The sequence below is a fragment of the Bradyrhizobium sp. 215_C5_N1_1 genome, assembly GCF_052075935.1.
Taxonomy (GTDB): Bacteria; Pseudomonadota; Alphaproteobacteria; order Rhizobiales; family Xanthobacteraceae; genus Bradyrhizobium; species Bradyrhizobium barranii.
Genome location: NZ_CP197228.1, coordinates 5,522,362 through 5,545,984 on the forward strand (window position 1 = coordinate 5,522,362; position 23,623 = coordinate 5,545,984).

A 23,623-nucleotide genomic window follows, 5' to 3' on the forward strand; every position below is an offset into this window, starting at 1 on the left:
TCGAGATCCCGGGCGGCGGCTTTACGCCGGCACCGGCTCGCCCTCGGCGTGACGATGCTTCTCCGGCAAATAGGCCAGCAGCATTTCGCGCACGAGCGTCGGGCTCTTGGAGTCACGGATCATCAGGATGCCGTCGATGATCAGCGTGCGGTTGGTTTCCTCGTCGAGCAGCTTGCCGTGCAGCTTGTCGGCGATCGGCAGACAGAACAGGTTCGCGACGAGCGCACCGTACAGGGTTGCGAGCAGCGCGGTCGCCATGAACGGGCCGAGCTTGGAGGGATCGGTCATGTTGGCGAACATCTGCACCATGCCGATCAGGGTGCCGATCATGCCGAAGGCCGGGGCGCAGTCGCCGATGGCGCGGTAGATCTTGCTGCCTTCGTCGAGGTGCATGAGGAAGTTGTCGCGGTCGCGCTCGAGATTGTCGCGGATGAAGTCGAGGTCGTAGCCGTCGGCGACGTAGCGGATGCCCTTGGCCAGGAACGGCTCGTCGGTCTCGACCTTTTCGAGGCCGACCGGGCCCTGCTTGCGGGCGATCTCGGCGATGCGGGCGAGTTCGTCGACGAGGTCGTGCGCCGACAGGCGGCTCATGGTGAAAGCGAACTTGGCGCCGAGCGGAAGGCCGTGCAGGAGCGCGCTGAGCGGAAAGCGGATCATGGTGGCCGAGACCGAGCCGCCGAAGATGATGATCATGGCATGTTCGGAGATGAACATGTGGAGGTCGCCGCCCATGAAGATCATCGCCGTAATGACGATGATGCCCGCAATGAGCCCGACGCTCGTCATGATATCCATGGGACACTCCAACGCGAACGCAACAACGGCCGTCCTGGCCGCTGGCGCGGCCCAACCCCGAACCGCATCGGAAACCCTAGAGTGCCCCCCTTAAAGCCGCGTAAAGGTTAAGTTGAGCCGGGGCGCCAGACCGGCGCAGCGCGCTGACAGGGCGCCGGCTTTGCCCGCGACCGACGGGAATCTCAACACTTCGCTAACCATGATTGCGGGGCGCCAGGATGGCAGCTCAGGACGAAAGCCCGGTCAACTCGAGGCTGAGTGCGCGCAGGAGCCTGCGTGCGCCGGCATCGTAGGCCTGCGGATTGGCGCGGATCTCGTTCATGCCGTTGAAGAACAGTCCGCTCTTGCCGGCGACGTCGTCGCCTTCGACGAGGTGCAGGATCGCCGCACCGCCCTGCTCCACCGTCGAGATCGGCGTGATGCCGCCGGCGCGCACCATCGTGGTGTTCATGTAGGTCGCCGGATGCAGCGCGTTGACGGTGATGCCCATGCGCTTCAATTCCTCCGCGAAGTCGATGGTGAACATGATCTGCGCGAGCTTGCTCTGGGCGTAGGCGCGCGAGCCGCTGTAGCCCTTGCTGATCATGACGTCGTCGAAATCGATCGGATGCTGACCGAGAGAGGCAACATTGACGACACGCGAAGGTGCCGCGGACTTCAGCAGCGGCAGCAGCAAGTGCGCAAGCAGGAAGCCCGAGAGATAGTTCGCCGCAAAGCGCAGTTCGTAGCCGTCCGGACTCTCCTGCCGTTGCGGTCCGTCGTTCTGCGAGCCGATGCCGGCGTTGCTGACGAACACATCGAGACGCTGGTGATCGCGGAGAACGGCCGCAGCGAGCTCTCGCGTGCCTGACATCGACGACAAGTCGGCCTGGTAGAATGTCGGCGCAGCGTGGCCGGCCTGCACGATCTGGTCGATCAGCGCTTTCGCGCGCACGGCATTGCGGCCATGGATCAGGACCCTCGCACCTGCTTCGGCCAGCCGGCGCGCGACGTGACGGCCGACGCCGTCCGTTGAACCGGTGATCAGGACGGTTTTGCCAGTCATCTTCATTGTGCGTCCTCCGACTGCGGCCCTGCGCCACATCCGCGATGAGAGATCATGCAGTATTCTATCGCCGGGCGGCATGCTCCATCGCAGGAGCCGTTTTGCCATGTTGACGCTGTTCGGTCTTCTCACCGCGCTGCCCGCGGTACTGGCGCTCCACCTGCTCGAGCCAGGGCTCGTCCTGCCGGCGTTCAGCGTCTTGCTGTTTGTCGAGGCGGGCTTTGCCGTGATCGCAGCGCGCTTGATTCACGTCCCTGATAATGCCGACAACATCACCCTCTGGGATCTCGCCGGTGGCTTCACCCTGATCGGATGCGCCGCCGCAGTCTTCGGCGAGCCGGATCAGGCCGCCCTGTTTCTGACGGAACAGGGCGGCCCACGGCCGGCGTCGCGGCCGTAAGTCGTTCGGTCGCCCCTTAGTGAATCTCCGCCGAGCGCTTCAGCGCGGCCTTCAGCTTCTCCAGCGAGAAGTCGGGGCTGCGCGCGATCTCCAGGATCGGCGTCTCGCGGCGGCCGCAGAGTTCGGCGGCCTCGGGCAGCTTTGCCGCGATGTCGAGCGGGATCACGATGGCGCCGTGCTGGTCGGCATGGATCAGATCGTCGGACTTCACGGTCATGCCGGCGACGCTAACCTCGCCACCAAAACTTTCCGCATGCACCCAGGCATGCGACGGGCCGATCGAGCCGGCCAGCGCCTGAAAGCCCGGGGCCCATTGCGGGATGTCGCGGATCGAGCCGTCGGTGATGACGCCGAGGCAGCCGAGCGCCTTGTGCACGTTGCTCTGCACCTCGCCCCAGAACGCGCCGTAGCCGACGTCGGGACCGTCAATGTCCTGGATCACCGAGATGCGCGGACCGTGGCCGGTGCCGACATATTCGTAATATTCGATGCGGCGCCTGGACTGCTCTTCGGCCGGCAGCGAGGACTTCAGCACCGAGCGGATCGCAACCGTGCGGGCATAGCCAACGATCGGCGGCAGGTCGGGAAATGGGCAGACCAGTTGCTTGGTGGTGTAGCCGATCAACCGGCGCTCGGGCGCCACGATCTCCATGGCATTGCAGATCGTCGGGGTGTCATAGCGGCCCAGCGCTTCGAGGACGGCAGCGGGCAGCGGCCCGGTCGCGGTATCAGTCACGGCGTTCTCTCCCAGATTGGCGGCCGCTGTTGGCGCGGTGCCGCCGGCACAGGGCGATATAGCCGAGATCGGGCTTCAACCCAACTCGGCCGCCTTCATGGCAGATATCCGCGAAAACCGCTCAGTGCATGATCCGGAAAAGTGCGCAGCGGTTTTCCGAAAAGATCATGCTCAAACAACGACCTAAAGCGCGATGACGATTCAGCCAAATCTCATCGCGTTTTAGTGCAGCCGTCCGGGCCGGTCGTCGTCGAGCGGCGGCTCCGACAAATTGGCCAGCGTCGGCGCCGAAGGCGGCGACGGGACCTCGCCTCCGGACGGCGCGGTGGCCGCCATCGCGCGCGCCTGGTCGCGGTAGGATTTGTAGCCGAGCGGCAAACCGAGCAGATACAGCACCGTGCCGATCGACAGAACGTGCCAGGGATAGGCGATCAGGATAGCGATGAAGACGATCACCGCGACGAACGCCGGCAGCACCAGCTCGGGCGGCACGCGCATGCGCTTGGTCTTGCCGGAGAATACCGGCAGCCGCGACACCATCAGGAAGGCGATCAAGAGCGTATAGGCCGCCGTCACCGCCGCGGGCAGCCGGCCGAGATCGAGAAACGCGACGTAGATCGGCAGCAGCACCGTGATCGCGCCGGCCGGCGCCGGCACACCGGTGAAGAAATTGGCGGCGAAGGCCGGCTTGTTCGGATCGTCCATGGTGGCGTTGAAGCGCGCGAGCCTCAAGCCCCCGGAGATCGCGAACACCATGGCGGCGATCCAGCCGGCATTGCCGAGCTCATGCAGCTGCCAGAAGTACAGCATCAGGCCGGGCGCGACGCCGAAATTGACGAAGTCGGCGAGGCTGTCGAGCTCGGCGCCGAACTTGGACTGGCCCTTGATCATGCGTGCGACGCGACCATCGATGCCGTCGAGCGCGGCCGCGAACACGATGGCGTAGACCGCGAGCGTCATCCGCCCCTCGATCGACAGCCGGATCGAGGTCAGGCCGGCGCAAATCGCCAGCAGCGTGATGACGTTGGGCACCAGCATCCGCACCGGGATCGGGCGGAACCGCCGGCGGCGCACGTCAGGATCTTTGAAATCGTAGGGGGTCATGGATTACCTCAAGGCGAGATATAGCAAGCCCCGTCCCCCTCCGCCATTGCGGCGGAAGGCCCTGATGCACCTACCAATGGTTAATTGGCGCGGTAGGCGCGGCTTGGGTCGTCCCCGGCAAGATCGGCCAAAATCGTCTCTCCGGCGATCGCGGTCTGCCCTTCCGACACCAGCGCCTTGGTACCCAGGGGCAAATAGACGTCGAGGCGCGAGCCGAAGCGGATCAGGCCAAACCGCTCGCCCGCCCCGATCGCCTGCCCTTCCCTGACGAAGCAGACGATGCGCTTGGCGACGAGCCCCGCGATCTGGATCACGCCGATCCGCGCCGTCGGCGTCGTGATCACGAGCGAGTTGCGCTCATTGTCCTCGCTCGCCTTGTCGAGCTCGGCATTGATGAACAGGCCCGGCCGGTAGGCGATGCGGTCCACCCTGCCCGCGATCGGGCTGCGGTTCACGTGGCAGTTGAACACGCTCATGAACACCGAGATGCGCGGCAGCGGCCGGTCGCCGAGCCCGAGCTCGGCCGGTGGCAGCGCCATGGTGATCATCGAGACGCGGCCGTCGGCCGGCGACACCACGAGCCCCTCGCGCACCGGCGTCACGCGCACGGGGTCGCGGAAGAACAGCGCGCACCACACGGTCAGGATCGTGCCGATCCACCCGAGCGGCGACCACAGCCAGAACAGGATCAGGCTTGCCAGCGCAAAGCCGCCAATGAAGGGATAGCCCTCCTTGTGGATCGGCGGGATCTGACGCTGGATCGAATCGAGGATGGACATCGCTATCTGCCGCCTGGGAGTTGATGGCGCCGGGTCGCCCCCGCGCGGTGGAGTTGTTTAGGCCAGAGTTGGGACCCGAGACAAGGTCACTCCGCGGCCGCTGACGTCGCGAGGGCGTCGTCGACCGGCGGCGGCTCCCGGTTGGGCGCCTCGCTGGAATCCGCCATCTTGGCCAGTTTCTCGCGTGCCGCCTCGGCTTCGCGCTGCCTGTTCCACATGCTGGCGTAAAGGCCGCCCTGCACGAGCAGCTTGGCGTGGGTGCCCCGCTCGGCGATCCGGCCCTGGTCCAGCACGATGATCTCGTCGGCGCCGACGATGGTGGACAGCCGGTGCGCGATCACCAGCGAGGTGCGGTTCTTCGACACGCGGTCGAGCGCGCCCTGGATCTCGTGCTCGGTGTGGGTGTCGAGCGCCGAGGTCGCTTCGTCCAGCACCAGGATCGGCGGCGCCTTGAGCACGGTGCGCGCGATGGCGACGCGCTGCTTCTCGCCGCCCGAGAGCTTCAGGCCGCGCTCGCCGACCTGGGTCTCGTAGCCCATCGGCGCCATGCGGATGAAATGATCGATCTGCGCCAGCCGCGCCGCCTCTTCGACCTCGGCATCATCGGCATCCCAGCGGCCGTAGCGGATGTTGTAGCGGATGGTATCGTTGAACAGCACCGTATCCTGCGGCACCATGCCGATCGAGGCGCGCAAACTGGCCTGCGTGACCTCGCGGATGTCCTGGCCGTCGATCAGGATCTTGCCGCCTGAGATGTCGTAGAGGCGGAACAACAGACGCGAGATGGTCGACTTGCCCGCCCCCGACGGGCCGACGATCGCGACCGTCTTGCCGGCCGGCACCTCGAAGCTGATGCCCTTGAGGATCGGCCGCGTCGGCTCATAGGCGAAGCGCACGTCCTCGAAACGCAGATTGCCGGCCGAGACCACCAGCGGCTGCGCGTCGGGCACGTCCTTGATCTCGGCCTCGCGGCCCAGCACGTTGAACATCTTCTCGATGTCGATGATGGCCTGCTTGATCTCGCGATAGACCATGCCCATGAAATTCAGCGGCTGGTAGAGCTGGATCATCATGGCATTGACCAGCACGAAATCGCCGACCGTGTTGGTGCCGTTGCGCACGCCGATCGCGCACATCAGCATGGTCGCGGTCAGCCCGAGCGTGAAGATCACGGCCTGGCCGGTGTTGAGCACCGCGAGCGAGGTATAGGCCTGAACGCTCGACTCCTCGTAGCGCGCGACCGACTTGTCGTAACGCTGCGCCTCGCGCGTCTCCGCGCTGAAATATTTCACGGTCTCGTAGTTGAGCAGCGAGTCGATCGCCTTGGTGTTCGCCTCGGTGTCGGAATCGTTCATCTTGCGGCGGATCCCGATCCGCCACTCGGTCGCGATGTAGGTGTAGTACATGTAGACCGCGACCGTGATCAGCGTCGCCACGACGTAGCGCCAGTCGAACTGCCACAGCAGCACCGCCAATAGCAGCGTGACCTCGACGATGGTCGGGATCAGCTGCAGGATCACCATGCGCACGATGACCTCGATACCCTCGCGGCCGCGCTCGAGCACGCGCGTCAGGCCGCCGGTCTTGCGCTCGAGGTGAAAGCGCAGCGACAGCTCGTGCATGTGGATGAAGGTGATGGTGGCGAGCTTGCGCACCGCATGCATGGCGACGCGGGCGAAGATGCCGTCGCGCCATTGCGTCAGAACCGCCATCAGGATGCGCGTCACGCCATAGCTTGCGGTCAGCAGCAATGGCGAGGCGATCACCCAGAGGTGCCAGTTGTCGGCCGCGACCGGTGCGGTGTTGGCGCCGGTCAGCGCATCCGTCGCCCATTTGAAGCTGAACGGCACGGTCAACGTGATCAGCTTGGCGGCGAGCAGCAGCACCATCGACCAGACCACCCGCATCTTCAGGTCGAAACGGTCGCCCGGCCAGATATAGGGCCACAGATGCGCCAGCGTGCCCATCAGCGTGGCTCGCTCCAGCGATCCCCCTGCGGGAGGATCGGGAACGTCTGCGCCGTCGAACGATTGAGGTTGGTCCATCAAGAAGCCTGAAAGCCCGCCGGGTGCGGGCAGCGTTACGATTTGCGGTTTTCGCCCGTCATATAGAGCCTTCCCGATGCCAGCGCACCCCGCCAGATGGCGAATCTTTGATTGTTTGTCGCCATTTACCGGTAGATTTCCGGGTGATCCGAATCACCAATTGGGCTTGACGCCCCTGCGCTGCAATGCATCATGGCACCAATGAGCACGATCAAAACTGTCTGCGTCTATTGCGGCTCCGGCCCAGGAACCAATCCCAGCTTCACCGAAGGCGCCAAGGCGTTCGGCAAGGCTCTCGCCGAGAACAACGTCCGCCTGGTCTATGGCGGCGGCTCGCTCGGCCTGATGGGCTCGGTCGCGACCTCCGTGCTCGATCACGGCGGCACCGTCACCGGCATCATTCCTGAATTCCTCCGGAAGCGCGAGAACGCGCTGACCCGCGTGCAGGAGATGATCGTCACCCCCGACATGCACGAGCGCAAGCGGCTGATGTTCGAGCGCTCCGACGCCTTCGTGGCGCTGCCGGGCGGCGTTGGCACGCTCGAAGAGCTGGTGGAGCAGCTGACCTGGAAACAGCTCGGCCGTCACGCCAAGCCGGTGCTGCTAGCCAACATCGACAATTTCTGGGAGCCGCTGTTTTCGCTGCTGTCGCACATGCGCCAGACCGAGTTCATCCGCGCCGGCCTTTCGGTCGACATCCTCAAGGCCGATCGCGTCGAGGATATTCTGCCGAAGCTGAAAGCGGCAGCGGCACAGATCGCCGAATCTGAAACGCAGCTCGCCCCGGAAGTGGCGCGCAAGCTCTAGCGCCTTACTCCGCCGGAAACGTCACCGCCTCGATCCGGTTGCCATCGGGATCGGTCACGAAGGCCGCGTAGTAGCGCACGCGGTCATGCGGACGGATGCCTGGCGCGCCGTCGGACGCACCGCCGGCGGACAGCGCCGCGGCGTGAAACGCATCGACCTCGGCCGTCGTCTTCGCCCGCAGGCAGATGTGCACGCCGCTCTCCGCTGCCACGTGCGGCATACCCTCGCGCAGATTGATCCAGAACTCGGGATAGGCCTTGCCGAAGCCGATCGTCCGCGGCCGCGCGACGAGGCGCGTGAGGCCGAGCGCGGCGAGCGTGGTCTCGTAGAATTTTGCGGAGCGATCGAGATCGGTGACGCCGACGGAGATGTGGTCGATCATATGCCGTGCTCCCTCCCCTCGTCATTGCGAGCGAAGCGAAGCAATCCAGAGTCCCTCCGCGGAACGATTCTGGATTGCTTCGTCGCTTCGCTCCTCGCAATGACGGCGTTTGTGGCCGCGCCGTCCCTTACGTAGCCGTCCCCTACGCCGGCGCCCCCGACTTCACGAGCTTGTAGATCACCGAGTCCATCAGCGCCTGGAACGAGGCGTCGATGATGTTCGGAGACACGCCGACCGTGGTCCAGCGATCGCCGTTCTCGTCCTCGCTCTCGATCAGCACGCGCGTGACCGCGCCGGTGCCGCCGTTGAGGATACGGACGCGGTAGTCGATCAGCGTCAGGCCCTCGATGTACTTCTGGTACTTGCCGAGATCCTTGCGCAGCGCGACGTCGAGCGCGTTGACGGGGCCGTTGCCTTCGGCGGCCGAGATCAAACGCTCGCCGGCAACGTCGACCTTGACCACTGCAAGGGCGACGGTGACGCGCTCGCCGTGCGAATTGTAGCGCTGCTCGACATTGACGTCGAACTGCTCGACCTCGAAATAATGCGGCACCTTGCCGAGCGTGCGGCGCGCCAGCAGATCGAACGATGCGTTGGCGGATTCATAGGCGTAGCCCGCCGCCTCGCGCTCCTTCAATTCCTCGACCAGCCGCGTCAGCTTGGGATCGCTCTTCTCGTAGGCGATGCCGGCCCGGTCCAGCTCCGCGATGACGTTGGAGCGTCCGGCCTGGTCTGACACCAGCACCTTGCGATGATTGCCGACCAATTCCGGCAGCACATGCTCATACGTCTGCGGATCCTTCAGCACTGCCGAGGCGTGGATGCCGGTCTTGGTGACGAAGGCGCTCTCGCCGACATAGGCCGCATGCCGGTTCGGCACGCGGTTGAGCATGTCGTCGAGGGTGCGCGAGACCTTGACGAGAGTTGCGAGCTTTTCGGGCGTGACGCCGATCTCGAAGGCGTCCGAAAACTCCTTCTTGAGCTTCAGCGTCGGGATCAGCGAGCACAGATTGGCGTTGCCGCAGCGCTCGCCAAGGCCGTTCAAGGTGCCCTGGATCTGCCGCGCGCCGGCGCGCACCGCGGCGAGCGAATTGGCCACCGCCTGCTCGGTGTCGTTATGGGCGTGGATGCCGACATGGTCGCCCGGGATGTGTTTCGTCACCTCGGTGACGATGGCCTCGATCTCGTTCGGCATGGTGCCGCCATTGGTGTCGCACAGCACCACCCAGCGCGCGCCGGCCTCATAGGCGGCCTTGGCGCAGGCGAGCGCGAAGGTTGAATCCTCCTTGTAGCCGTCGAAGAAGTGCTCGCAGTCGAGCATGACCTCGCGGCCCGCGGCCTTCGCCGCCGCGACGCTGTCGCGGATCGACGCCAGATTTTCTTCGTTCGTCGTCTCCAGCGCGACGCGCACCTGATAGGCCGAGGACTTCGCCACGAAGCAGATCGCATCGGCCTTCGCTTCAAGGAGCCCGGCCACGCCGGGATCGTTGGAGACCGAGCGCCCTGCCCGGCGCGTCATGCCGAAGGCGGTGAAGCGCGCATGCTTGAGCTTGGGCTTGGTGCCGAAGAACTCGGTGTCGGTCGGATTGGCGCCGGGATAGCCGCCCTCGACATAGTCGATGCCGAGATCGTCGAGCATCGCCGCGATGACCTGCTTGTTGGTCAGGGTGAAATCGACGCCGTTGGTCTGCGCCCCGTCGCGCAGCGTGGTGTCGAACAGATAGAGACGCTCCTTGCTCATTGCGCAGCTCCGAGCGTCTTCTTCATCGTGGTGTTGGCGAGCCACTCGTCGTTGATGGTGATACTGTTGCGCTGCATGGCGACATAGCCGCGCTTGGCGAAGAAGTTTTGCGCGGTGTCGCTGGCATCGACCGACAGGCTGGTCGCGCCACGGCCGCCGGCGAGCTTTTCCAGCGCGTCCACCAGCATGGTCGCGATGCCCTGACCGGTCACGGCGGGATGCACATAGAGCATATGGATGTGATCGGCCCCGCGCAGCGAGGCGAAGCCGACGGGCGAGCCCTCCAGCGTCGCGACCAGCGTCAGGTCGGCCGCGAGCCGCTTGCCGAACTCTTCGGTTTCCGCCGCTTCCATCCAGGCCTGCTGCTGCGCCTCGTTGTAGTCTTCGCCGGTCAGCTCCTCGATGCTTGCCGTGAAGATCGCGGCGAGAACCGGCACGTCATCAGGCAGGAACGGCCGCAAGCCGGGTTTTGGCAAAGTCTGTCCCATCGTCTTCACCACATCCCATAGAGTTTCAGCGCCAGCGCCACGGCGGCCACGAGCAGCAGGATCTTCAGCGCGATGTAATAGAGCCAGTGCCGCGGAAAAGGCGTGTCGGGCCGCTTCATCGCGCGACCTCCCACGTCGTCCCGTCCTTGGAGTCCTTGATCGCAACGCCCATCGCGGCAAGCAGATCGCGAATACGGTCGGACTCTTTGAAGTCCTTGCGGCTACGGGCGGCCGTCCGCTCCGAGATCAGGCGTTCGACTTCCCTGGCATCGACCCCGCTGGCCTGCCGCTTGCGCCCTTCCCACTGCGCAGCGCTTTCGGAGAGGAAGCCGAGCAGGCGCAACGAGCCCGCCAGCGCGCTCACGTCGCTGCCACGCAGGCCGTGCAGCGCCGCGATCGCTAGCGGCGTATTGAGGTCGTCGAGCAGCGGCTCGACCACGGACGCGGCCGGCTGGCCGGGCTCGGCGTCGGCCGCGACCCGATACCAGTCGTCGAGCGTCCTGGCGCTCTCCTCCAGCGACTTCAGGGTCCAGTCGATCGGCGAGCGGTAATGCGTCTTCAGCATGTTCAGACGCAGCACCTCCCCCGGCCAGTCCGCGAGGAGCTCGTGGATGGTGACGAAGTTGCCGAGCGACTTCGACATCTTCTCGCTCTCGACCTGCAGGAAGCCGTTGTGCATCCAGTAGTTCGCCATGCGCTCCTGGTGGAAGGCGCAGCAGGTTTGCGCGACCTCGTTCTCGTGATGCGGAAACACGAGATCGATACCGCCGCCATGGATGTCGAAATACTCGCCGAGATGCTTCCAGGCCATGGCCGAGCACTCGATGTGCCAGCCCGGACGGCCGTCTGCCTTGATGCCGGCCGGCGACGGCCATGACGGCTCACCCGGCTTGGACGGCTTCCACAGCACGAAGTCGGTGTTGTCCTTCTTGTAGGGCGCGACATCGACGCGGGCGCCGGCGATCATCTCGTCCAGCGAGCGATTGGACAGCGCGCCATAGCGCGGCAGGCCGGAATTGGCCGCGTTCATCGCCTGCGGCGAGAACAGCACATGGTCCTCGGCAGCATAGGCAAAGCCGCCGGCGATCAGCCTCTCGATGATCTCGCGCATCTCGCCGATATGCTCGGTCGCGCGCGGCTCGACGCTCGGCCTCAGCGCGCCAAGTGCGTCGACGTCGGCGTGAAACTGTCTTCCTGTCTGCTCGGTGACCTTGCGGATCGCCTCGTTGAGCGGGAGCCCCGGAAAATCGCGCGCGGCGCGGTCGTTGATCTTGTCGTCGACGTCGGTGATGTTGCGGACATAGGTCACGTGCGCCTCGCCATAGAGATGGCGCAGCAGCCGAAACAGCACGTCGAACACGATCACCGGCCGCGCATTGCCGATATGGGCGAAGTCATAGACGGTCGGTCCGCAGACATACATGCGGACGTTCTTCGCATCGAGCGGCACGAAGGTGCGCTTGTCCCGGCTCAGCGTATCGTAAAGGCGCAATTCCATATGGATACCCGTCGGCTGTTGGCCGGGCGTCCAGTGCTCTCAATGCTTTTGAGAAAAGACGGCTCCAGCCAGCGAATCGCTAGCTCGTAATCTCGCGGCAAATGCCACAAATGGCGAGGAGACCGTACATGCGGCCACATATGGGCTATCAGGCGCCCCCGCGTCAAGAGAGCCGCGAAAACGCCGTTTTATCTCCGCAAAGCGCGGCCGCCCCGCCTTGATGGTTCATCATCCTTAACCTTTTGAGTTTACTTGAAACCCGGCGGTTCCCTAAAGCCCCGGTGCACCCATGCGATCCCTGCTCGCGCTCGTCTCTTGTGCCTCCATCATCGCGGCATCCAGCGCATTCGCCGAGACCCGCGTCTTCATCATCGCCAACCAGGCGGACGGCTACGGTGTCGACCAGTGCCTCGCCAAGGGTGAGAAATGCGGCGCACAGGTCGCGCGCACCTATTGCCAGTCACGCGATTTTGCCCAGGCCTCGGCCTATCGCCGGGTCGATCCCGACGAAATTACCGGCTCTGTCCCAAAAACCGGCGCAAACTGCTCCCATGGCCATTGCGACGAATATGTCGCAATCACCTGCCAGCGCTGAATTCCCTCGGAGCTGGCGGACCTTAGGACCAGTTTTCGGCCCCTGAAACGACGTGACGATGCCGCAGGAAGCGGCTATTGGAGGGCGCGCGTCGGCCCCCAAAATCACGCCGGGCCGTGACCTCGCTAGAATGGCGGATATGCCTGAATTTTTGTCTCTCTCCCGTGCTCGCTCCATCCTTGCCTGCACCGTGCTTCTGGGCACGGTCGTGCTCGCCAACGGTGCTTTCGCGCAAGCGGGCCCGCCCGGCCCGCCGCCTCAGCCCGGCCAGAACGGGCTTGGACCAAATCCGATGTGCGTGCGGCTGGAAGGCCAGCTCGCCGGGCTCGATCGTGGCGGCGGCGGTGGCGACCCCGCGCGCGAAGACCAGATCCGCCGCTACCAGGATTCCCAGGCCAAGCAGCAGGCCGAGCTCGACCGCGTCACCATGCAGGCCAAGCGCATGGGCTGCGATTCCTCCGGCTTCTTCTCGCTGTTCAACGGCCAGTCGGCGCAATGCGGTCCGGTCAACACCCAGATCCAGCAGATGCGCGCCAATCTGGACCAGATCACCGGCAATCTCGAACGCCTGCGCGGCGGCGGCCCCGGCGGCTTCAGCCCGGAGCGCGACAACCAGCGCCGCTCGGTGCTGGCGGCGCTGGCGCAGAACAATTGCGGCCCGCAATATGCCAACGCCGCGCAATCGCAAGGCGGCAACTTCCTGAACAATCTGTTCGGCGGCGGCGGCAACAACCCCAACAATCCGCAAGGCGTGCCGCCCTCCGATCTCGGACCACAATCCGGCACCTACCGCACCGTGTGCGTGCGCACCTGCGACGGCGCCTATTTCCCGGTCTCGTTTGCCACCGTGCCGGCGCGCTTCCCCGACGATGAGAAGACCTGCAAGGCGCTGTGCCCGGCCGCGGAAGCCGTGCTCTACACCCATCGCAATCCCGGCGAGGACATGAACTCCGCGGTCTCCACCAGCGGCCAGCCCTACACGGCGCTGCCGACCGCGTTCAAATTCCGCAGCGAGTTCAACCCGTCCTGCTCCTGCAAGGCCGCAGGCCAGACCTGGGCCGACGCGCTGAAATCCGCCGACGACAAGGCGGCGGCCGAGCAGCAGGGTGACATCATCGTCACCGAGGAGAGCGCCAAGAAGATGCAGCAGCAGCGGCTCAACAAGGGCACGCCTGCGACTGCCAAGAAGGGCGCGGCTCCCGCGCCGACGACGGCCAGCGCACCGGCTGCGGCAGCGCCTGCGGATACCGGCACGGCCACCAATTCGTCGGAGAACAAGCCGATCCGCTCGGTCGGCCCGACGTTCCTGCCGCAGCAGCAGAAGTAGGCTCTAACCCGTCATGCCCCGCGAAGGCGGCCGCCAGGTGCGGCCGTTTCGCTGTTACTGCTTACCCTCGCGGCTCCACGGGAAGAGATTGGCCGGAAAGTCCGCTGCGTAGCGCTTTCCCTTCGGGGGCGGCGGCGGCTCGTCCGGTGGATTCGGATTCGGCTCGACCACCCGCCGATAGAGGTGCCAGGTGGCATGACCGAGCACCGGCAGGACGACAGCGAGACCGACGAAGAACGGCAGCGAGCCGATCACGAGCAGTGCCGCGACGATGAGGCCCCATCCGGCCATCGCAACCGGATTCGCGGCCACTGCTCGGAGCGACGTGCGGATCGCGTCGATCGCAGTCGCATGCCGGTCGAGCATCAACGGAAACGACACGACGCTGACGCACAAGGCCACAACCGCAAACAGGAAGCCACAACCGCAACCGACGATGATGAGCGACCAGCCCTCCGGTGTCGTCAGCACGCGCGTTGCGAAGTCGGGAATGCTTGCGGCCGCCGCGTGACCGAAGATCGTGACATAGATTGCGTTCGCGACACCGATCCAGGCCCCGAACAGGACCAGCAGAAGCACGCCGAGCTCGACCATGGCGCCGAACGACGGTGCGCGCAGCACCTTGATCGCATCCCATGCATCGACCTCCTCGCCGCGCTCGCGACGCCGGCTGAGTTCATAGAGACCGATCGCGGCAAAAGGGCCGATCAAGGCAAAGCCGGCAGCCAGCGGAAACAGGAGCGGCAGCACCGAATAGCCGAGAACCATCCTGAACAGGACGAGACCGAGAACGGGATAAATCACGCACACGACGATCGCGTGGCTCGGCATCGCCTGGAAATCCTCCCAACCCAGGCGTAGGGCCTCGGTCAGGTCGGACAAGCTGATCTTGCGAATGGGGTAGGAGGCCGCTTCGCCGAACAGGTGCCGCTTTATGATGTTGTCGGGATAAAGAGTGGCCATGGACACACCCTCCTCTGCTGAAAGTCGCGGCGGCAAACGGCGCGCTTTCCGGCCGCGCGTATCCGCCCTTATGTGCGGGAGACGCGATCGAGCCGAGTACGGCAGTTCCAGGCTCAACGAGGAAGGAGCTTAGCCGGACGAAACCCGTCGCGACCTGCGCCCCGAGCTTAGCGCGCGCGATCTGGAATGACCAGCGCTCCCGGCTGGGTGAATTGTGCGTCGCATATTTTGTGCGATGCATCACATCGAGAATGCGACTGACGCTCGCCAGCTTGCACGGCAACATGGATCGCCCACGCCGCCTAAGCGTGCTGACATGCTATTGACGCCGGGTTCGCGGGGGATCATTTTAAAAGTCTGGACGCCCCCAGCGGTCGCGGTCTTCCTCTTGAATATCGCGACCGGTTGAATGGGCGAGGCAAGAGGCGCGGTGATGGCGCATATGTCAGCATAGATGTCCGCGTAGAGAAAGTCCGCCATCGCGACAGACGTGAGCTCCGCCCTGGATTCGTATCCGTAGCCTTCGATGGCAAGGATGGATCAGGATGGCTGTCGCACTGATACTGCTTCTGGTCGCGATCGGCTCGGTGCTGTTTCACCTCTACAGCCCGTGGTGGTGGACGCCGATCGCCACGAACTGGGCCTATATCGACCACACCATCAGCATCACGTTCTGGATCACGGGCTTCGTTTTCGTCGCGGTCATCGCCTTCATGGCCTATTGCGTCTTCCGCTTTCACCACAAAGAGGGAAGGCGGGCCGACTATAATCCGGAAAACAAAAAGCTCGAATGGTGGCTGAGCGTCGGGACCGGCGTCGGCGTCGCCGCCATGCTCGCGCCCGGTCTCGTGGTCTGGCACCAGTTCGTGACGGTGCCTGCGGATGCCACCGAGGTCGAAGTCATGGGCCAGCAATGGCAATGGAGCTTCCGCCTTCCGGGCAAGGATGGGCGGCTGGGCACATCCGATGTCCGCAACATCGCTTCCGACAATCCGATGGGGCTCAATCGTGACGACCCGCATGCGCAGGACGACGTCGTGATCGAGAACGGCGACCTGCACCTTCAAATGGGAAAGCCGGTCAAGGTTCTCCTCCGCTCGGTTGATGTCCTGCACGATTTCTACGTGCCCGAATTCCGCGCCAAGATGGACATGGTCCCCGGCATGGTGACCTACTTCTGGATAACGCCGATCCGAACCGGAACGTTCGATGTTCTATGTGCGGAGCTCTGTGGCGCGGCTCATTATCAGATGCGGGCCAAGGTCATCGTCGACGAAGAGCGTGAATATCACGCTTGGCTTGAGCAACAAAAGACGTTTGCCGAATTGTCGCCGGCGCGAGCTGTCGTGAAGGCGACGTACCAATCCGGCGGCAAGTAGCAGGCTGCCGCTGCGAAGATCGGGTGCACGAGGCCAATGCCTCACCCCCGATGGAAACGACCGAGGAGGTTTCTATGGTCGATATTCCATATGAAGGGATCGCAGGCATCCCGCCTGCCGAAGTACCTGAAGTCGAGCTCTATCATCCAAGGAGCTGGTGGACACGGTATGTCTTCTCGCAGGACGCCAAGGTGATCGCCATTCAGTATTCGCTGACGGCCTCGGCCATCGGGCTGGTGGCCCTGGTGCTGTCGTGGCTGATGCGACTGCAACTGGGATTCCCCGGCACCTTCTCTTTCATCGATGCCAACCAGTACCTCCAGTTCATCACCATGCACGGCATGATCATGGTGATCTATCTGCTCACCGCATTGTTCCTGGGCGGCTTCGGCAACTACCTGATCCCGCTGATGGTCGGCGCCCGGGACATGGTCTTCCCCTATGTGAACATGCTGAGCTACTGGGTCTACCTGCTCGCAGTCCTGGTGCTGGCCTCGACATTCTTTGTCCCCGGCGGCCCCACCGGCGCCGGCTGGACGCTCTACCCGCCGCAAGCCATCCTCTCCGGAACGCCCGGGCAGGATTGGGGCATCATTCTCATGATGTCGTCCCTGATCCTGTTCATCATCGGCTTCACCATGGGCGGGCTGAATTACGTGGTCACGGTGCTGCAGGCGCGCACCCGCGGCATGACGTTGATGCGCCTGCCCCTGACGGTGTGGGGCATTTTCACGGCGACCGTCATGGCGTTGCTGGCATTCCCTGCACTGTTCGTTGCCTCGGTCATGCTGCTGCTCGACCGTCTCCTGGGAACCAGCTTCTTCATGCCCTCCCTCGTCGAGATGGGACAGCTGTCGAAATACGGCGGCGGCAGCCCGCTGCTCTTCCAGCACCTGTTCTGGTTCTTCGGCCACCCCGAGGTTTACATCGTCGCCCTGCCCGCCTTCGGCATCGTCTCCGATCTGATCAGCACGCATGCGCGCAAGAACATCTTCGGTTATCGCATGATGGTCTGGGCCATCGTGGGGATTGGTGCGCTCAGCTTCGTCGTGTGGGCGCACCACATGTATGTGAGCGGCATGTTCCCGCAGTTCGGGTACTTCTTCGCCACCACGACGCTCATCATCGCCATCCCCACAGCGATCAAGGTCTACAACTGGGTGCTGACCCTGTGGCGCGGCGACATTCATCTCAGGGTGCCGATGCTGTTCGCCCTCGGCTTCATCATCACCTTCGTGAATGGCGGCCTCACCGGCCTCTTCCTCGGCAACGTCGTCGTGGACGTGCCCCTCTCGGACACCATGTTCGTGGTCGCGCATTTCCACATGGTGATGGGCGTGGCGCCGATCATGGTCGTGCTCGGCGCGATCTATCATTGGTACCCCAAGGTCACGGGACGGATGCTGAACGACCTCCTCGGCAAGTTTCACTTCTGGGTCACCTTCCTCGGCGCCTACCTGATCTTCTTCCCCATGCACTACCTTGGACTGCTCGGGGTTCCGCGCCGGTATTTCGAACTCGGCGACACGGCGTTCATCCCGTCCTCGGCCCATACACTGAACGCCTTCATCTCCGTGGTGGCCTTGACCGTCGGCTTCAGCCAGATGGTGTTCCTGTTCAATCTTGCCTGGAGCCTGTTCAAGGGCGAGGCCTCGGGCGGCAATCCGTGGCGGGCGACGACGCTGGAGTGGCAGACGCCGGAGACGCCCCCCGGACACGGCAACTGGGGCAAGGAGCTCCCGGTCGTGTACCGCTGGGCCTATGACTACAGTGTGCCCGGCGCCGCGGAGGACTTCATTCCGCAGAACCAGCCGCCACGCGCGACGCAGTTCGTTCAGGGAGCTGCTTCGTGAGCGCCATCATCCTGTTCCTGGCTGTGCTTGCGGTGATCGCCGGATGGTGGCTGTCGCAGCAGCGGCTGATGGCCAAGCCCTGGCTGGAGGAAGGCTCGGTCGGTGACTTCCCCGGCGGCGATAGCATGACTTGGCCGGCAGCGAAGGTCGGACTTGGCGTGTTTCTCGCTGTCGCGAGCACACTGTTCGTCCTCTTCATCAGCGCCTACTCGATGCGCATGAGCGTGGTGGACTGGCGGCCGCTGCCGGTCCCGCGGCTGCTGTGGGTCAATACGGGCGTCCTGGTCCTGAGCAGTGTCGCGCTGCAATGGTCGTACGTGGCTGCCGGGCGAGACGATACCGAGAGCGTCAAGATCGGTCTGCTCGCCGGCGGAGCATCTGCCGTGATCTTCCTCGCCGGACAGCTCCTGGCCTGGCAACGGCTCGGGGCTGCCGGATATTTCGTGGCGTCCAATCCGGCGAATTCCTTCTTCTACCTGTTGACTGCGGTGCACGGGCTGCATCTGACGGGCGGCCTGGTGGCCCTCGGGCGAACCTCGGCCAAGGTGTGGCGCGGCACCGAGATCGCCGACATGCGCTTGAGCGTGGAGCTGTGCGCCATCTACTGGCACTTCCTGCTGTTGGTCTGGCTTGTCCTGCTCGGTCTTCTCACGGGCTGGACCGACGATTTCGTCAACATCTGCCGTCAATTGCTGAGCTAGGGAGGCGAGACCAGATGGCTGAAACCGTGCTGACACATTCGGGCCAATCGCCTGCGCGGCTTGAAGGCTGGCGCGGCATCGCCGCCGACTGGGCGTCCGATCAGCGCGCCTTCAAGAACGTGTCCTGGGGCAAGGCCATGATGTGGATCTTCCTCCTCAGCGACACCTTCATCTTCAGTTGCTTCCTGCTCTCCTACATGACGGCGCGCATGTCCACGACCGTGCCGTGGCCGAATCCCAGCGAAGTCTTCGCCCTCAATATCGGGGGCAACCACATCCCGCTGATCCTGATCGCCATCATGACCTTCGTCCTGATCAGCAGCAGCGGCACGATGGCGATGGCCGTCAATTTCGGCTACCGCCGCGATCGCGTGAGAACCGCAATCCTGATGCTGGTCACGGCGGCATTCGGCGCAACCTTCGTCGGAATGCAGGCGTTCGAATGGACCAAGCTGATCATGGAGGGCGTCCGGCCCTGGGGCAATCCATGGGGCGCGGCGCAGTTTGGCTCAAGCTTTTTCATGATCACCGGTTTCCACGGCACCCACGTGACGATCGGCGTGATCTTCCTGATCGCGATCGCGCGAAAGGTCTGGCGTGGAGACTTCGACGTCGAGAGGCGCGGCTTCTTCACAAGCCGCAAGGGCTATTACGAGATCGTCGAGATCATGGGCCTGTACTGGCACTTCGTCGATCTCGTGTGGGTGTTCATCTTTGCATTGTTCTATCTTTGGTGAGGTCGGCGCATGACAAACGCGGCGGTACACATGGAAGGCCAGCTCCACGCTCCGGCGCACGGCGCAGTCGCAACAGCAGCCGTGCACGCCAAGGGGCAACAGCACCCGATCAAGCTCTACCTCGTGGTCTGGGGCTGGCTGTTCGTCCTCAGCACGTGCTCCTACCTCGTCGACTACTTTGGCCTACACGGCTACCTCAGGTGGTCGCTGATCCTGCTGTTCATGGTGTTGAAGGCCGGCCTGATCGTCGCCGTCTTCATGCACATGGCCTGGGAGCGGCTGGCCCTCACCTATGCCATCCTGCTGCCGCCGATCGCGGTAATGGTGTTTGTGACCATCATGGTGCTCGAATCCGAATACACCCACTTGCTTCGGGTGATGTTTTTCGCAACCCCGTCGTAGCGGCAAGCTGATTTGCACTGTCATGCCCCGCGAAGGCGGGGCATCCAGTAACCCGTGTCAGCAGTCGGTTCCTACAATGCCCGCCACGGAGTACTGGATCATCCGCCTTCGCGGATGATGACAGGGGTGGGGCGCCATCGCCGCGCGGCTCGCATCAGCCCTCGAACGCGTCGATCGACGCCTTGCTGCCGCGCGAGACCAGCGTCTCGTCCGCCGCAGGCGACGGCTCGCCCTTATCGCGAAAGCGGTTGGTGATGGGATAGCGGCGGTCGCGGCCGAAATTCCGGGCCGTCACCTTCACGCCCGGTGCGGCCTGGCGGCGCTTGTATTCGGCGACGTTGAGCAGATGATCGATGCGGGCGACCGTCTCGCGGTCGAAGCCGGCGGCGATGATCTTGTCGAGCGGCTCCTCGCGCTCGATCAGACGCTCCAGGATGCCATCGAGCACGTCGTAAGGCGGCAGCGAGTCCTGGTCGGTCTGGTTCTCGCGCAGCTCCGCCGTCGGCGGACGCGTGATGATATCGGGCGGAATGACCTCGCCCGCGGGCCCGAGCGCGCCGTCGGGCTTCCAGTGGTTGCGCAGCGCGGCCAGCCGAAACACCTGCGTCTTGTAGATATCCTTGATCGGATTGAAGCCGCCGTTCATGTCGCCATAGAGCGTGGCGTAGCCGACCGACATTTCCGACTTGTTGCCGGTCGTCACCACCATCAGCCCGGTCTTGTTGGAGATCGCCATCAGCAGCGTGCCGCGGGTGCGGGCCTGCAGGTTTTCCTCGGTGATATCGGGCGGCAGGTTCTTAAAGATGCCGGACAGGATGGTCTCGAAGCCGGTCACGGCTTCAGCGATCGGCAGCACCTCGTAGCGGATTCCGAGATGCCCGGCGAGTTCGCCCGCGTCCGCGATCGAGCTCGCCGCGGTGTAGCGATAAGGCAGCATCACGCCATGCACCTGGTCGGCACTGAGCGCATCGACCGCAATCGCCGCGCAGAGAGCGGAGTCGATGCCGCCGGAGATGCCGAGCAGCACGCCGGGAAAGCCGTTCTTGGCGACGTAGTCGCGCAAGCCCAGCACGCAGGCCGCATAGTCGGCGCGGTCGCCCTCGGGCTGCGCGGCAATCGGCCCCGCGCAGCGCCAATCCTCGCCGTTCCTGGTGAAGCGCAATGTGGTGACGCTCTCTTCGAACGCCGGCAATTGCGCCGCAAGCGAGAGATCGCCGTTGAGCGCGAAGGAACCGCCGTCGAACACCAGCTCGTCCTGGCCGCAAACCTGGTTGAGATAGACCAGCGGCAGGCCGCTCTCGGTGACACGCGCCACGGCGACCGACAGGCGCACGTCGCTCTTGTCGCGGGCATAGGGCGAGCCGTTCGGCACCAGGATGATCTCGGCGCCGGTCTCGGCCAGCGTCTCGACCACGTTCTCGTAATCCTCGGACTCCTCCAGCCAGATGTCCTCGCAGATCGGCACGCCGATGCGCACGCCGCGCACGGTCACGGGACCTGCGGCAGGGCCGCGCGAAAACAGCCGCTTCTCGTCGAACACGCCGTAATTCGGCAGATTGCACTTGAAGCGCAAGGCGGCGATTTTTCCGCCATCGAGCAGCGCGCAGGCATTATGGAGCCTGCCGTCCTCGATCCAGGGCGTGCCGACCAGCACCGCCGGGCCGCCATCCGCAGTCTCGCGCGCGAGCGCCTCGATCGCGGCGCGGCAGGTGTCCTGGAACGCCGGCTTCTGTACCAGATCTTCCGGCGGGTAGCCGGCGATGAACAATTCCGGAAACAGCACGAGATCGGCGCCGTCGGACCTGGCTTGCGCGCGCGCCGCACGCACCTTCGCGGCATTGCCCTCGATGTCGCCCATGGTCGGATTGAGCTGGGCGAGCGTGACCGCGAATACGTTGAGACGTTCGGTCATGGCCGCCGCACTCCGCTTCAGAGGAACCCCAATCGCTCGACGATGGCGATGATCCAGAATGCGCCGGCCATCAGCAGCGCAACGCCGACCGCGGCCGAGCCCATGTCCTTGACGCGGCCGATCTGCTTGTCGTGATCCATGGTCAGCCGGTCGGCAAGCTTCTCGATCGCGGTGTTGAGCAGCTCGACCGTCAGCACGAACGCGACCGAACAGACCAGCTCGACCGCCCGCAGCGCCGTCGCGGCGACGAACCACGCCAGCGGCACCGACAGGATGAGCGCAAAAATCTCCTCGCGAACGGCCTGCTCCGACCGGAACGCGAAGGCCAGACCGTTGCGTGAATTGATCGTCGCCTTCCAGATCCGCAGCAAGGTGTTAGAGCCCCGCGGCGACCGGCATCGGCCTGGCCTTGCCGGCGCGTTCCTGCTTGAGGAGCTCCGCGACCAGGAAAGCCATGTCGATCGATTGCTCGGCATTGAGGCGGGGATCGCAGACCGTGTGGTAGCGGTCGTTGAGATCCTCGTCGGTGATCGCGCGGGCGCCGCCGATACACTCGGTGACGTCCTGGCCGGTCATCTCCAGATGCACGCCGCCGGCGTGCGTGCCCTCCGCCGCGTGGATGGTGAAGAACGACTTCACCTCCGACAGGACGCGGTCGAACGGGCGTGTCTTGTAGCCTGACGTGGAGGTGATGGTGTTGCCGTGCATGGGATCGCACGACCAGACCACAACCCTGCCCTCACGCTTCACGGCGCGGATCAGTCCCGGCAGATGGTCGGCAACCTTGTCGGAGCCGAAGCGGTTGATCAGCGTCAGCCGGCCCGGCTCGTTGTCGGGGTTGAGCACGTCGATCAGCTTCAAGAGCTCGTCGGGCTTGAGCGACGGGCCGCACTTCAGGCCGATCGGGTTCTTGATGCCGCGGAAATATTCGACATGGCCGTGATCGAGCTGACGGGTGCGGTCGCCGATCCAGATCATGTGGCCCGAGGTCGCGTACCAGTCGCCGGTGGTGGAATCGACGCGGGTCATGGCCTGCTCGTAGCCGAGCAGCAGTGCCTCGTGGCTGGTGTAGAAATCGGTCGCGCGCAGCTCCGGATGGCTCTCGAGGTCGAGGCCGCAGGCCTGCATGAAGTTGAGCGCGTCGGAGATACGGTCAGCCAGCTCCTTGTAGCGGCGGGACTGCGGCGAGTCCTTCAGGAAGCCGAGCATCCATTGATGCACGCTGCCGAGATTGGCAAAGCCGCCGGTCGCGAACGCCCGCAGCAGGTTCAGCGTCGCAGCCGACTGGCGATAGGCCATCAGCTGGCGCTGCGGATCCGGCACGCGCGCTTCCTTGGTGAAGGCGATGTCGTTGACGATGTCGCCGCGATAGCTCGGCAGCTCGACGCCATCAATCTTCTCGGTCGGCGACGACCGCGGTTTTGCGAACTGGCCGGCAATGCGGCCAACCTTCACCACCGGCACCGCGCCGGCATAGGTCAGCACCACCGCCATCTGCAGCAGCACCCGGAAGAAATCGCGGATGTTGTTGGCGCCGTGCTCGGCAAAGCTCTCGGCGCAATCGCCGCCCTGGAGCAGGAAGGCCTCGCCGGCCGCAACGCGCCCCAGCGCCTTCTTCAGATTGCGCGCCTCGCCCGCGAACACCAGCGGCGGAAAGGTCGCAAGCTGCGCCTCGACGTCGGCCAAGGCCTTGGCGTCGGGATAATCGGGCACCTGTAGCACCGGCTTGCTGCGCCAGGACTCGGGCGTCCACCGCTCGGACATCGCAATCTCTCCGTGAAGTAAAAAAGCACAACCTGATCTGTGGGTTGCGAGGGCCGCCTTATACACAGCCCGGTCCCCGGCCGCCAGTTGTAAATCCATTTCGCACTGCAAACCCTTGCGGGGAAAGCCGAATTCGCATTTGCTGAGGGCTGGCAAGGAAACCGGCAGGA

Annotated in this window: 22 protein-coding genes and 1 pseudogene; 9 read left to right on the forward strand and 14 right to left on the reverse strand. The window is 64.4% G+C overall.

What is annotated here, in order from left to right; translation table 11 throughout:
* Positions 1-21: 21 nt before the first annotated feature.
* Positions 22-795, reverse strand: coding sequence for a motility protein A (locus AB7G19_RS26815; RefSeq protein WP_028146686.1), 774 nt, complete (start codon positions 793-795; stop codon positions 22-24).
* Between the two features lie 226 nt (positions 796-1,021).
* Positions 1,022-1,846 (reverse strand): SDR family NAD(P)-dependent oxidoreductase, encoded by an 825-nt coding sequence (locus AB7G19_RS26820; RefSeq protein WP_441268351.1) that lies wholly within the window; start codon positions 1,844-1,846, stop codon positions 1,022-1,024.
* A gap of 100 nt (positions 1,847-1,946) precedes the next feature.
* Here AB7G19_RS26820 and AB7G19_RS26825 point away from each other — a divergent pair, with 100 nt between their 5' ends.
* A complete protein-coding gene (locus AB7G19_RS26825; protein WP_441268352.1) occupies positions 1,947-2,240 on the forward strand; it encodes a hypothetical protein in 294 nt (97 codons plus the stop codon).
* Positions 2,241-2,256: 16 nt separating this feature from the next.
* Here the strand turns inward: AB7G19_RS26825 and AB7G19_RS26830 are convergent, their stop codons facing one another.
* From AB7G19_RS26830 to AB7G19_RS26845, 4 genes and pseudogenes are all read right to left on the reverse strand, one after another.
* Positions 2,257-2,976: an RraA family protein gene (locus AB7G19_RS26830; RefSeq protein WP_441268353.1), complete on the reverse strand. Its 720-nt coding sequence runs from the start codon at positions 2,974-2,976 to the stop codon at positions 2,257-2,259.
* A gap of 222 nt (positions 2,977-3,198) precedes the next feature.
* Positions 3,199-4,080 carry a CDP-alcohol phosphatidyltransferase family protein gene (locus tag AB7G19_RS26835; RefSeq protein ID WP_028146689.1) on the reverse strand — a complete coding sequence of 294 codons (882 nt, stop codon included), beginning with the start codon at positions 4,078-4,080 and terminating at the stop codon, positions 3,199-3,201.
* An 80-nt stretch (positions 4,081-4,160) separates the two neighbouring features.
* A pseudogene (locus tag AB7G19_RS26840) lies at positions 4,161-4,871 on the reverse strand (phosphatidylserine decarboxylase); the annotation flags it as partial.
* 74 nt (positions 4,872-4,945) lie between these two features.
* Positions 4,946-6,904 carry an ABCB family ABC transporter ATP-binding protein/permease gene (locus AB7G19_RS26845; RefSeq protein ID WP_441268354.1) on the reverse strand — a complete coding sequence of 653 codons (1,959 nt, stop codon included), beginning with the start codon at positions 6,902-6,904 and terminating at the stop codon, positions 4,946-4,948.
* Positions 6,905-7,105: 201 nt separating this feature from the next.
* Between AB7G19_RS26845 and AB7G19_RS26850 the strand changes: the two genes are divergently transcribed.
* The gene (locus AB7G19_RS26850; RefSeq protein ID WP_071915130.1) at positions 7,106-7,711 is read left to right on the forward strand and encodes a TIGR00730 family Rossman fold protein; all 606 of its coding nucleotides are present in this window, start codon (positions 7,106-7,108) and stop codon (positions 7,709-7,711) included.
* A gap of 4 nt (positions 7,712-7,715) precedes the next feature.
* Here the strand turns inward: AB7G19_RS26850 and AB7G19_RS26855 are convergent, their stop codons facing one another.
* From AB7G19_RS26855 to cysS, 4 genes are all read right to left on the reverse strand, one after another.
* Complete coding sequence (locus tag AB7G19_RS26855) at positions 7,716-8,093, reverse strand: VOC family protein (RefSeq protein WP_441268355.1); 378 nt, start codon at positions 8,091-8,093, stop codon at positions 7,716-7,718.
* Positions 8,094-8,235: 142 nt separating this feature from the next.
* On the reverse strand, positions 8,236-9,834 hold the full coding sequence (gene cimA, locus AB7G19_RS26860) for a citramalate synthase (protein ID WP_441268356.1): 1,599 nt from the start codon (positions 9,832-9,834) through the stop codon (positions 8,236-8,238).
* Positions 9,831-10,322: a GNAT family N-acetyltransferase gene (locus AB7G19_RS26865; protein WP_063986451.1), complete on the reverse strand. Its 492-nt coding sequence runs from the start codon at positions 10,320-10,322 to the stop codon at positions 9,831-9,833. Before AB7G19_RS26865 ends, cimA begins: the two co-directional genes overlap by 4 nt.
* A 115-nt stretch (positions 10,323-10,437) precedes the next feature.
* Positions 10,438-11,820 (reverse strand): cysteine--tRNA ligase, encoded by a 1,383-nt coding sequence (gene cysS, locus AB7G19_RS26870; RefSeq protein ID WP_441268357.1) that lies wholly within the window; start codon positions 11,818-11,820, stop codon positions 10,438-10,440.
* A 289-nt stretch (positions 11,821-12,109) separates the two neighbouring features.
* Here cysS and AB7G19_RS26875 point away from each other — a divergent pair, with 289 nt between their 5' ends.
* Positions 12,110-12,415 (forward strand): hypothetical protein, encoded by a 306-nt coding sequence (locus tag AB7G19_RS26875; RefSeq protein WP_354117388.1) that lies wholly within the window; start codon positions 12,110-12,112, stop codon positions 12,413-12,415.
* A 130-nt stretch (positions 12,416-12,545) separates the two neighbouring features.
* Positions 12,546-13,742, forward strand: coding sequence for a DUF2865 domain-containing protein (locus tag AB7G19_RS26880; protein WP_441268358.1), 1,197 nt, complete (start codon positions 12,546-12,548; stop codon positions 13,740-13,742).
* A gap of 54 nt (positions 13,743-13,796) precedes the next feature.
* On the opposite strand, the gene AB7G19_RS26885 is transcribed toward AB7G19_RS26880, so the two are convergent.
* On the reverse strand, positions 13,797-14,705 hold the full coding sequence (locus AB7G19_RS26885) for a DUF2189 domain-containing protein (protein ID WP_166105719.1): 909 nt from the start codon (positions 14,703-14,705) through the stop codon (positions 13,797-13,799).
* 545 nt (positions 14,706-15,250) lie between these two features.
* On the opposite strand from AB7G19_RS26885, the gene AB7G19_RS26890 reads away from it, so the two are divergent.
* From AB7G19_RS26890 to AB7G19_RS26910, 5 genes are all read left to right on the forward strand, one after another.
* Positions 15,251-16,084 (forward strand): cytochrome c oxidase subunit II, encoded by an 834-nt coding sequence (locus tag AB7G19_RS26890; RefSeq protein ID WP_071915136.1) that lies wholly within the window; start codon positions 15,251-15,253, stop codon positions 16,082-16,084.
* Positions 16,085-16,158: 74 nt separating this feature from the next.
* Entirely contained in the window at positions 16,159-17,937 is a 1,779-nt protein-coding gene (locus tag AB7G19_RS26895; RefSeq protein WP_441268359.1) for a cbb3-type cytochrome c oxidase subunit I, read from the forward strand.
* Positions 17,934-18,638 carry a cytochrome c oxidase subunit 3 gene (locus AB7G19_RS26900; RefSeq protein WP_441268360.1) on the forward strand — a complete coding sequence of 235 codons (705 nt, stop codon included), beginning with the start codon at positions 17,934-17,936 and terminating at the stop codon, positions 18,636-18,638. The genes AB7G19_RS26895 and AB7G19_RS26900 overlap by 4 nt, the downstream gene beginning before the upstream one ends.
* Before the next feature lie 14 nt (positions 18,639-18,652).
* A complete protein-coding gene (locus tag AB7G19_RS26905; RefSeq protein WP_085404836.1) occupies positions 18,653-19,375 on the forward strand; it encodes a heme-copper oxidase subunit III family protein in 723 nt (240 codons plus the stop codon).
* 9 nt (positions 19,376-19,384) lie between these two features.
* A complete protein-coding gene (locus AB7G19_RS26910) occupies positions 19,385-19,777 on the forward strand; it encodes a cytochrome C oxidase subunit IV family protein (RefSeq protein ID WP_085404837.1) in 393 nt (130 codons plus the stop codon).
* A gap of 154 nt (positions 19,778-19,931) precedes the next feature.
* On the opposite strand, the gene AB7G19_RS26915 is transcribed toward AB7G19_RS26910, so the two are convergent.
* Genes AB7G19_RS26915 through AB7G19_RS26925 form a run of 3 tightly spaced genes read right to left on the reverse strand, consistent with a single transcriptional unit; the run spans position 19,932 to position 23,453 of the window.
* Positions 19,932-21,689 carry an NAD+ synthase gene (locus AB7G19_RS26915; protein WP_441268361.1) on the reverse strand — a complete coding sequence of 586 codons (1,758 nt, stop codon included), beginning with the start codon at positions 21,687-21,689 and terminating at the stop codon, positions 19,932-19,934.
* Positions 21,690-21,706: 17 nt separating this feature from the next.
* Positions 21,707-22,060, reverse strand: coding sequence for a diacylglycerol kinase (locus AB7G19_RS26920; protein ID WP_014496149.1), 354 nt, complete (start codon positions 22,058-22,060; stop codon positions 21,707-21,709).
* Positions 22,061-22,064: 4 nt separating this feature from the next.
* Positions 22,065-23,453, reverse strand: a complete 1,389-nt coding sequence (locus AB7G19_RS26925) for a class II 3-deoxy-7-phosphoheptulonate synthase (protein ID WP_441268362.1) — start codon at positions 23,451-23,453, stop codon at positions 22,065-22,067.
* Positions 23,454-23,623 lie beyond the last annotated feature (170 nt).